Annotated in this window: 5 protein-coding genes; all 5 read right to left on the bottom strand. The window is 33.1% G+C overall.

The window, feature by feature from the left end:
• Positions 1-680 (bottom strand): DNRLRE domain-containing protein (locus tag ABIQ27_RS07930; RefSeq protein ID WP_348033335.1); only part of this gene is annotated, 680 nt, incomplete at its 3' end.
• A gap of 263 nt (positions 681-943) precedes the next feature.
• Positions 944-1,843, bottom strand: coding sequence for a VCBS repeat-containing protein (locus ABIQ27_RS07925; protein WP_348033333.1), 900 nt, complete (start codon positions 1,841-1,843; stop codon positions 944-946).
• Positions 1,803-1,970, bottom strand: coding sequence for a hypothetical protein (locus ABIQ27_RS07920; protein ID WP_348033330.1), 168 nt, complete (start codon positions 1,968-1,970; stop codon positions 1,803-1,805). Before ABIQ27_RS07920 ends, ABIQ27_RS07925 begins: the two co-directional genes overlap by 41 nt.
• Positions 1,963-5,700 carry an Eco57I restriction-modification methylase domain-containing protein gene (locus ABIQ27_RS07915; RefSeq protein ID WP_348033326.1) on the bottom strand — a complete coding sequence of 1,246 codons (3,738 nt, stop codon included), beginning with the start codon at positions 5,698-5,700 and terminating at the stop codon, positions 1,963-1,965. The genes ABIQ27_RS07920 and ABIQ27_RS07915 overlap by 8 nt, the downstream gene beginning before the upstream one ends.
• 382 nt (positions 5,701-6,082) lie before the next feature.
• Positions 6,083-6,664, bottom strand: a complete 582-nt coding sequence (locus ABIQ27_RS07910) for a DUF4468 domain-containing protein (protein WP_348033324.1) — start codon at positions 6,662-6,664, stop codon at positions 6,083-6,085.
• Positions 6,665-6,821: the final 157 nt, after the last annotated feature.

Here is a 6,821-nt window from a genome sequence, read left to right as displayed (position 1 = left end):
TCTGAAAGATTATTGCTGTTAATGTTTAGAGGAGATTGAAAATTTAGATTTAAAACTGGTCGTTTAGAACTATCGGGAAAATTGCTTGAACAAAAAATCATACAGTTATAAAAATCAGAAGTTTGGGTTTTTAACATCCAGCCATAATTATTTGCAGGATTGTTAATCCATCCTTGAGCGATTGCAGTGACATCAATATTCAGATAATCGTCATAATTCGTAACGCTTTGTACTAAAGTAACAATATCTGAATTACTTACATTGGGTTGGCTATCCCAATTAACAGTGTTTATTGACCATGGAGATACAATTTTTAAAAGTTCACTAGAGTTATTAGTTCCATGAGTTGGACCAGCTGCTGGATTTCCATTGAGTTGAGTAGGATTTGCATAAAGTGATAAAGTTGCACTGCTAATTACAGCGTTTGTTGGTATTGAATTCAAATTGAACTTAATCAAAGAGCGCAACTCGCAAGGCGCACCGCCGCAAGTCCATTGAGCAGAACCAAAGTCAGTAGAGAGTGAATTAGGAACTAAATAATCGGGATTATTGCCATACGAAACATCATAACCTTCTGATGGGCCTGGCTGCAACACTATGGTTGATTGCGAATAAGCGGTAAAAGAGACAAACAATCCAAATGCAAAGAAAATTGCTGAAAGAGGATATTTAGTGTTCATAAATGTGTTTGTTGTGAGTTAATTAAAAACAAATATAGGGAAAAAAATAATTCACAAGAATCATTTTTTCAGTCTCGTTATATTTTCTCTTCTACTACGTATTTTCTCGTTCGGGAAAACTGATGCCTAACGTTCCGCCGCTTCTCGTCAGTTGCGAGCTTCGGAACGAATTATTTTCTGTTAAAGATAAAAATTCTTGCGAAACGCGAATGTGAACTTACAACAAAATTCGCAATTGCGAGAAACGGCTGTTACCAGCAGTATTAATTATCTATTAGTAATTCTTTCGGTTTTTTGAGTTCATACTTTTTCATTTCCATTCTTTTCAATTTTTTTGTCACATTATAATTTTCTTTAAATAAGAATTGAATCATAATTGGGTAATTCATTTTATTGTTAACACAAACCAAATCACCATTGACAAAATTGTACAGATTAAAAAGCCAATAATTGTGGTTTTTATATTCTTGCAAATTCAGTGTAATTATTTCAAAGTTTCCATCACCATTTAAATCTCTTTCGATTCTATTTCCTTCCATTTTGTCGTCAAAGGAAATCTTGGTAAAATCTTTGTTCTCTTTTTGGAAAAAGTAAATTACTCTTACATTCATTGAAGCAAGTCCTGAACCCATATAAAAACAAACTATTTTGAAATCTTTTTTTCCATCTCCATTGAAGTCTGCAATATAAAAACCATCAGTTCCTTGAGCTGGAATTTCTTCAAAATATTTATTACTTTTCAGTTTTGTTTTTACTTCTATATAAGTTTCTTTTGAGTTTTGGGTATTACCGTTTATAGTTACTTCTAAATCTGATTTGTCTTTGAAAAATGATTTGACAACTTTAGAATAATTTAATCGGTTTTCCTTTTCAGTCATTTTAAATTCTAAAGAAGAGATTTTTGGGCTTTTAAATTTTTCAAAAGGATATTGTCCAAAAACTAAAATTGGAAATAAAAAAATGATGTATTTTAAGATTTTCGTCATAGAATATTGCTGGTAACGTTTTGCAGCTACCCGAAGGGCGGGATTTTTACCACTAAACTTCATTCGGAGAACTGAACTTTCGGCAACCACAAATGTGTCTGAGAAGCACGAAACCCCGCCTTTTGGGTAGGTGCTGTTACAAGCTGGTGTTCTTTCTGTCGTTGCTCTGTTGTCCATTGTTTACGGTGTCTTTGGTGCGTTGGCTTGGTGGCTCTTTTGGATTTTTTAGCGTTGGTCTGTGCGTTTGCAAAAAATACAAATGTGCCACCAAATGCGTGGGCTTCAGTATTTCTTTATTAAGCATTTCTTACAATTTCTTTTTCTTCTGGTGTTAGTTTATAAAGTTCGTAAACCAATTCGTCAATTTCAGTTTCTAAAGATGAAGTGTCTGCTGTATTGTCTTTACTTTTTGCTATAAGTATTTCGTCAACAATTTTTACAAAGTCTTTTTGATTGCTCGCTTTCTTAATTCTTAATTGACCAACGGGACCGGGATAATATTCAAAACGGTAGTCCATAAGTTTACCATAACTCTTAAAATAAAAGTCAAGGAGTTTAGAGTTTACCAACGCAAGCAAAAATTTTAAATCGAATTCTTTCGCAAAGTCCTTTTTCAAAACTACAATTGTCGTGTCAGCACTTGAATAATATTTGTTGTCGTCAAAAGCAAAAGTGTTTTGTGATGCTTTGAAACGGCAAATTAATTTTGGGCTGTTAAACAAAACTGGGTCTCGTCCCCATTGTAAATCAAACCATCTAATTTTACCAGACTTTGCTTCTCTACGTTCTGATAATTTTTCTTTGAACGGTTTAAATCGTTTCTCTAACTCTGGATAATCAGTAAGGTTTTCAATTTCTGATGAATAAATGATTTGTCTGTCCTCAACTGGATTGATTGAATACTTATGAATGTCGCCAACCTTCACCCAAGTTTTGACTAACTTTTTTGGAATACCTTTGAAGTCATTTGTTGTTGTGATAAATGCTTTGTCAAGTCCTGTAACAATTCCTTGTTTGCAGTCAGCAATTGTTTCTAATAAAATCGTGTCGGTTTCAATTCGCTTGTAAATTTCTAATTCGTTTTCCTCTCCGAAAACCCATTTTGCTTTAACTTTTATGTCGTCATTGCTTGAAGAAACAGTAGTGAACTTTTCAATTTCAACTGACTTTATTTTTTTTGTATCAATGTATTTTAAATTGAAGGTATATCCGTTTGGTGCTTGTGTTTTTCTAAAAGTTGCAATGGATGTTTTAATCCCAATGCCGTCAAAAATGGTTACATTTTTAAAGTCAATCAATTCTTGAATTGAATAGTTGTTTGATATAAATCTTCTCAACTTTTCAGCAAATTCTGCTTCAACCCAATATCGTGAAGTAATGTAAGTAAGAATGCCGTTTGGTTTTAATGCTCTCATTCCTTGCAGAAAAAAATAATAATAGATGTCGGCTTTGCCATCAAATATTTCATTGTAGTCATTCTTGAAAACATCTCTCTCAGCTGTTGAATACATTTTGAAATTCAAGTAGGGAGGATTTCCAATAACAACATCAAAACCTTCAAATTCTCCGCTATTATTCAATACTTCAGGAAATTCAAAACGCCATTCAAAGGCATTTTTATAAATAGCATTACTTTTTATTTCCTCTATTTCTTTAGAAAGTTTGGTTATGTCTGCTTCTAATTTTTCTTGCTTTTCTTTTCTTAACTTCTTCTCCTTTGGAGTTAACTCAAATATTTGTCCTTGATTTAGTAAGGTGAATAAATCGCCACTTTGTTTTTTTAGTTTTACTTGCTTCGGGTCATTGTTGCCTATTTCAGTTCTGAAATCGCTTTTAATACTGTCAATAATTTTTTGCAAACCTCTTTTTACATCACGACTTTTTTCATTTTTGTAATCGCTTACAAATCCTCTGTATGCTTTAATGTCATACTTTATACTTTTTAGGGCTTTGCTTAAATCTGCATCAATTGGAAAACGGCTCAATAAACTGTTTCCGCATTTTATATTGATGTCAATATTTGGTAGCGTTTCCAGTTCTGTATAATTGGTTTCAGCTTTGTAATAAGCGTTTTTCAAAAGTTCTATCCATAAACGCAAACGACAAATTTTTACAGAATTTGGATTGATGTCAACGCCAAACAAACAGTTTTCTATTATTGTTTGCTTTTCTTGAAACAGCGTTTTTTGAACTCTATTGCTTTCAATATTTTTGGGATTGTAAGCAATGATGTTTCCATTTTCATCGGTAATAATCAATTCATCATTTACAATTTCAATTTCGTAATCTCTTAGCGTTTTTCCTTTTTCATCAATCAAAACACCTAACTCACTTTTTACTGTAATAATTTCATTGAGTGCCGAAACTAAAAAGTGTCCTGAACCTACTGCTGGGTCGCAAATTTTTAGAGAATTGATAATTTCGTTAGCTTCTTTTTTGTTGTCAATTTTATTGTAGAGTTCTTCAAATTGTTTGATGTCCCATTTTTTAGCTTCATTGAATTTTTCAACCACAGCCAAACGAATAGACTGTTTGCACATATACATTGTGATAAATGCAGGAGTGAAAACTGAACCGTCTTTGTAGCCGTTTATTTTCTCAAACACTTTACCAAGCACCGAAGCATTGATAATTGTTTTGTTGTCCTCTTGCACATCTTCTGCACCTTCACTTGCAAAATCGTAAGCATCTAAAAACTGAAAAAGATAATCCAAAGTGGGCAGCGAAGCTGCCTTCTTTTTTGTATCTTTTAAAATAGTTGTTCCAATTAGTTCAAGTTGTCCGCTGTTGTCAAGTGAATTTATTTTTATGGTTTGGTCTTCTAATTCACTTATTTCAAAAAGTGAACTATTCAAATAAGGAACTCGGCTGTATTTGGTTTTTATTACTTCGCTTCTCTCATTGAGATTTACTGCTAAAACTTTGTGAAATAGTTTGAATAATTCGTCAAAGTCGTGAATTGTTTCAGAGTTTAAGAAGCGATAATCTTTGTTTCCTTGATGATAAGTAATGAGTTGTCCTTCCAACAACTTCAAAAACAAAATCCTGTTTATCCAAGTAATACAAAGTTCAAGCGAAACATTAAAAACTCTTTCCTCTTTATTTTCTCCATAAATAGTTTGGTCGGGCAAACGATGAAAAGGGTCGTCAGTAACCAAAGCCTCAATAGTCGCCTCAATAAGCGAAGCCGCGAAGCGGCTTTCCTTTTTTCTGCGAATTATGTTTTTGCCGTTTTCTTTGGCTTCTTCCAGTCCAATGATGTGAAGTAATTCTTTGTAGAATTTTTCATTGAGAGAATTGCTGTCGTTTGGCGTTACAAGTTTTAATAAATGTTGTGGAGAAAGGATTTTGAATAATGCAATTAATTCTTTGTCGTCCTCTTTATTGTTGTTTCGCAAAACTTTATCATAGTCCTTGATATCAAAGTAAACACAAGGAATTTCAGCATCTATTTTTGAAACTATTTTTGCAATTTCTTCATAAAACCAAGGATTGTCTTTTTTGTCGTTGCGTTTGGTTTCGTAAAGTTTTTTTATTTGAGTATTTCGGTAAATATGCTTGTCGAAATAGTTAGCGTCAACAATAAACCATTGGTTTACGTTGGTCATTACAAGCTGTTTCAATTGGTTATTCTCAGCTTGATTTCTTTCGTCTAAGTAATAAAGTATAAGTTCGTGTAGTGCTTTTTTGTTCGGATTGTCAGCCGTTACCATTTCACTAATGTTGGTAGGTCGTTTGGCTTCTATAATTACTCCAACTTCGCTGTCAGTTGTCTTGCCGAGATGAATTACAAGGTCTTTTTTGTCTTTTGTGTTGATGGCGTTTGTGTCACGGTAATAAGTGTCACGCAAAAAGTCACGCAGGTCGTTTTTTAAATGTTCTTCGCTTTCGTCTGTCGGTCGTTTTTCTATAACACTGATTTTGTCGAGTAAAGCAATGAGGTTTGTTTTGAAAACGTCAATTTCACTTCTCAAAGGCTTTTGCTTTAAGAAGGCTTTCAATGCTTTTTTCGGTGTCTGTGTTACTAATTTCATCAAATATTCTCTGTCAATTATTTAGGTCGCTAAGTTAAGTTTTAAAACCGTTTTTCAGCCCAAAGTTTCCGTCAAATTGTCAACGGTCTGAATGTCTTGGTGCGGTTGGGCAAAATTAAATGTGCTGCAATTTGGGTCGGCTTGTGTGTTGGCATTGCAGCTCTTTTAATTTTGCGAAGCGTTGGCATTTTTGTTTTTTTCTGTCGGTTTATGTTAGCACTGTCGGTCGTCCTACACTTGCTTGTAACGTTTCGCGCATAGACCTTCGTTGCGGAACGCGGAGCAGATTCTCTTCGGCAAGATAGAATATTTTGCGTAGAAAAATCATGGAATTAGTTCAAAATCAGCAATGAGGTTTATGCGCTGTTAGCTACTGTTTTAATTACCAGTCAGATTTTTTACTAGGTATTTGTTTACTTTCAATGAATTTTTTAAGCTTAGAATTTAAATCATTAAAGTATGATGAAATTTCCATGGGAAATGTTGCATTTGTTTTTTCAATCATGTCGTTTGAGTCTTCAAAGGAACTTTTACTTTTAGTGAGATTTATTTCAATCCAATTTGCGAGTTTATAGTCAACAGAAATCACGTCGAATTTATATTTTCCTTCTTTGAATGATATTTCAATTTGGTATCTAGCATCTACAGGAAATACTCCTGATTCTGTAGTTAAATTCAACATGGTTTTTGAATATCCTTCAATTCTAATATATTCGTTTTCTATTTTAGCTTTTATAACTTCACTAGGAACATTATAAGTCACCGCAACCCAATCGATTGTCTTCTTATATAATTGAGGTTGTTTTTTGTCAGGACATTTTATCACAACAAAATCTGTTAAGCCATTATCTGAAAAAGTAAATTCTGTAGGTTTTTCAACTTCTTTTTGTACGCTTGTAGCTTTCTTTTGAGCGAAAAGATTTGAGCAAAAAAGAATTAATATTAAAATTTTTAATTTATTCATTTTTATAAGTTTGTTGAGTAAAAATAGTAGCTAACGTTCCGCTGCTTCTCGTCAGTTGCGAAGTTCGGAACGAATTATTTTCTGTTAAAGATAAAAATTCTTGCGAAACGTGAACGTGAACTTACAACAAAATTCGCAATTGCGAGAAACAGCTGTT

Origin of the sequence: Flavobacterium sp. (genome assembly GCF_039916025.1) — a bacterium.
GTDB lineage: Bacteria > Bacteroidota > Bacteroidia > Flavobacteriales > Flavobacteriaceae > Flavobacterium.
The sequence above is the reverse complement of the archived record's forward strand: the minus strand, read 5'-3'. Positions and strand labels throughout refer to the sequence as shown.